Annotated in this window: 3 protein-coding genes; all 3 read left to right on the plus strand. The window is 38.8% G+C overall.

Annotated elements, in window-relative coordinates; all coding sequences use genetic code 11:
* Positions 1–554: sugar phosphate isomerase/epimerase family protein (locus EP737_RS24450; protein ID WP_165350919.1), on the plus strand; the 554-nt coding region annotated here is incomplete at its 5' end.
* 930 nt (positions 555–1,484) lie between these two features.
* Positions 1,485–2,888, plus strand: coding sequence for a sugar porter family MFS transporter (locus EP737_RS24455; protein ID WP_129731926.1), 1,404 nt, complete (start codon positions 1,485–1,487; stop codon positions 2,886–2,888).
* A 518-nt stretch (positions 2,889–3,406) separates the two neighbouring features.
* On the plus strand, positions 3,407–3,577 hold a 171-nt coding region (locus EP737_RS24460), incomplete at its 3' end, for a LacI family DNA-binding transcriptional regulator (RefSeq protein ID WP_129731928.1).

Raw genomic sequence — 3,577 nt, forward strand, 5'->3', positions numbered from 1 at the left:
ATTTAATGAACAGCGAATTTGCCGGCGACAAAAGCCGTCCGCTTGAAAGTGAGGCTGCTTTTGTTAAATCAATGGAAGAGCTATTGCCAATTTTTGAAAGAGAGGGCATTAAACTTAATTTACAGTCTCATCCGAACGATTTCATTGAGTTAAATATAGAAGCCATTCGAATGATTCGTGCATTAGATAAAGATTGGATTAAGCTGGTATATTCTGTTGCACATGCTTTCTATTATGATGATGGGATTGGCGATGTAGAGAAACACTTAGAAGAAGCAGGGGATTTACTGGCTCATGTTCTAATTGCCGATACTTTTAATCATAGAGCAGCATTTGGATTACGATATATTATAAATCCTCCTGATGCAAACGTAACAATTCATCAGCATTTGAACCCTGGTGAAGGGGAAGTAAACTTTGAAGCATTATATCGGAAATTAAGAGAAATGAAGTTTGATGGAATTATAACAAACTCAGTATTCACTTACCCTGATAAACCAGAATGGTCCAACGAAGTAACGCTGAAATCCATTAAAGAGGGATTAAATATCTAAATATTATCACTTTTGTATGGTTAATTATGTTGCAAAGCTCACATAAATATTTCAAATTAAAGAAATGTATAAAACAATGAAATCGGGACACCTATCCTTGCAGTACTGTAGAGATAGGTGTCCCGATTTATGTATACAAACAAGTACACATTAGCTGGAGGGTTACGCATGCTTGGTGAACAATTTCGAAGTACTATCGGAGGGATAGTTTCAACCTCCTGAAGAATGTGCGTACGTTTACTTCTATTTATGAGGTATGCCCTGTTTGAGTATTTAGAAAACTTTCGAAAAAATGTGTTGAAATTTTATAAAGTACAGGATAAAATGAAGACAACGAAGGAAATCGATAACCCTAGTGAAGTTGGGTTTGAAAGCGTTTTTAATTGGTTTTTTGCATGAAATTAGCGAAATGTTGACAAAAAAGTTGGTTTTTTTTGCTGGATGTTCACATTTTATTTCTTAATAAGGGGGATCGATAATCCTTGATTGTTTAAAAGAGAGCTTTGGAATAACAATAATACCATGTGTTGCAGCTATTGTTTATTCGCTTTTATAGGAAAGATATAAGGTTACTAATAATGATAAAAATGTAAGCGTTATATCTTGGGGTTTAAGGTGATTGTAGGAGAAGAGGGTGTTCAGGCGAATGAGTAACGACCTGTTATGAAAGATGCACTATTATTTATATGTATTCGCCTTTGTAAAGCCAAAAATGTGATATTCAACAGGCCATAGATTTATTTTTTCCTGTCTATGGTATGGTACTAAGGGAGTTATATATGAAGCTAAAAGCAATAAGATGTTTAGTTGGGGCTTAAATAAAATGTATTCGTGGCCCTGCCATTGTACTATGCTTCATTAAATTTAAAGATATACAGATAGTGCATTATTAACCTTTCTTAAATCAAGGAAGGAGAAGGAGGAATTTCTATGGGGAACCAAAATTCATTTTTACGTACGATTATCCTAGTCTCGACTTTCGGAGGACTGCTCTTCGGATACGATACAGGCGTTATCAATGGTGCCTTGCCTTATATGTCTGAAGCACTTGGTCTTAACTCACTTACGGAAGGTCTTGTTGCGAGTTCACTTCTTTTTGGTGCAGCATTAGGCGCAGTATTCGGTGGCCGATTAGCAGATTATAACGGTCGTCGTAAAAGCATTCTGTTTCTTGCAGTATTGTTCTTTATTTCAACGCTTGGATGTACGCTTGCTCCGAATGTTGAGGTTATGATTCTTTGTCGTTTCTTGCTAGGACTTGCTGTAGGGGGAGCATCTGTAACAGTTCCGACCTTTTTAGCGGAAATGTCACCTGCGGAGAGCCGTGGCCGAATGGTTACGCAAAATGAACTGATGATTGTTAGCGGACAGTTATTAGCGTTTGTTTTCAATGCCATTCTTGGTAATACAATGGGCGACAACTCGCATATTTGGCGTTACATGCTAGCTATAGCAGCACTTCCAGCTATCTTTTTATTCTTTGGGATGATTAGAGTGCCTGAGAGCCCGCGTTGGCTTGTAGCAAAAGGGAAAAATGCAGAGGCTTTGAAAGTCCTCCAAAAGATTCGTGAGGAGAAGCGTGCTAAATCAGAATTGATTGAAATTCAAGCAGCTTCCGCTCAAGAAGAGGGAGTGAAGAAAGCAACGTTTAAAGACCTGAATGTGCCATGGGTGCGTCGCATTGTATTTTTAGGAATTGGAATTGCTATTGTACAGCAAATTACAGGCGTTAACTCGATTATGTATTACGGTACTGAAATCCTTAAAGATGCCGGCTTTGCAACAGAGGCTGCACTTATCGGTAATATTGCAAACGGTGCCATTTCAGTTTTGGCAACTATTGTTGGGATTTGGCTCCTTGGAAAAATGGGCCGTCGACCAATGCTAATAACTGGTTTGGTAGGAACTACGATAGCGCTTCTTCTTATTGGGATATTCTCAAATGTGCTTGAAGGATCTCCAGCACTTCCATATGTTGTGCTTGCTTTAACAGTTACATTCCTTGCCTTCCAACAGGGAGCTATTTCACCTGTAACATGGCTTATGCTCTCAGAAATATTCCCGCTACGATTACGCGGTCTTGGTATGGGTGTTACTGTGTTCTGCCTTTGGATAGTGAACTTCCTTATCGGTTTGGTGTTCCCGGTATTGCTTGAGAAGGTCGGTTTGTCCACGACATTCTTCGTTTTCGTAGCTCTAGGAATTGGAGCAATTACATTTGTGCATAAATTCTTGCCAGAAACGAAAGGGCTTACACTTGAGCAGCTAGAACAACAATTCCGTAATCACAATGGCCAAGATGCTCAGGAATCTTTAAATCAGATTGAGGCTTAGTCAAAGTAAATCTAAGGGACATACAGTAATAAATCCTTAAAAAGTGGTGTAGTGGGAATTGACGGGTCCTGGTGAGAAAAATAAAGGATAGTTGCAATCTGACTATAAACCAGCGACATATTAGTAGTCATACCTGAAAAAGGTATGGAAACAGATGAAAAGACCGCAAAGGATTTCTCTTTAAGGAAAGCTTTTGTGGTCTTTTCACGTTTCAAAGCCTTGCTGTGGTATTTATAATAAGTCCAGTGTGGAGAGTATGGACTCAGAGAAACGAAGATTCTACTTAAAGAAAACTCGCCGATTGGCGAGCCCTGCCCTTGGGCGAAGATAGAGGTGTAGCCCTACTTATACTGTATTCCTAAAGTTTCTCGCTACGTCGAGTTGGCTTCCGGCTAGAAATCTTACAGTGTAAAGAACCTATGATATACTTAGTCATGTAGACAAGTAACTGAAATTGGGAGAAATAGGATGTTCCATTATTAGAAGAAAATATATATCAGTTGAAAGAGTGTGGAGAAATGAAGCTAACCATTTATGATATTGCAAGGGAAGCGGGGGTATCTGCTACTACAGTTTCCAAGGTAATTAATAATAAGGGACGGATCAGTGAGAAAACGAGAAAAAAGATTACGGCGATTATAGATAAGCGTCACTATCAGCCCAATGTATTAGCTTCGGCAATGAAGGGG

The organism is Ectobacillus funiculus (genome assembly GCF_004138295.1).
GTDB classification, from domain to species: Bacteria; Bacillota; Bacilli; order Bacillales; family Bacillaceae_G; genus Ectobacillus; species Ectobacillus funiculus.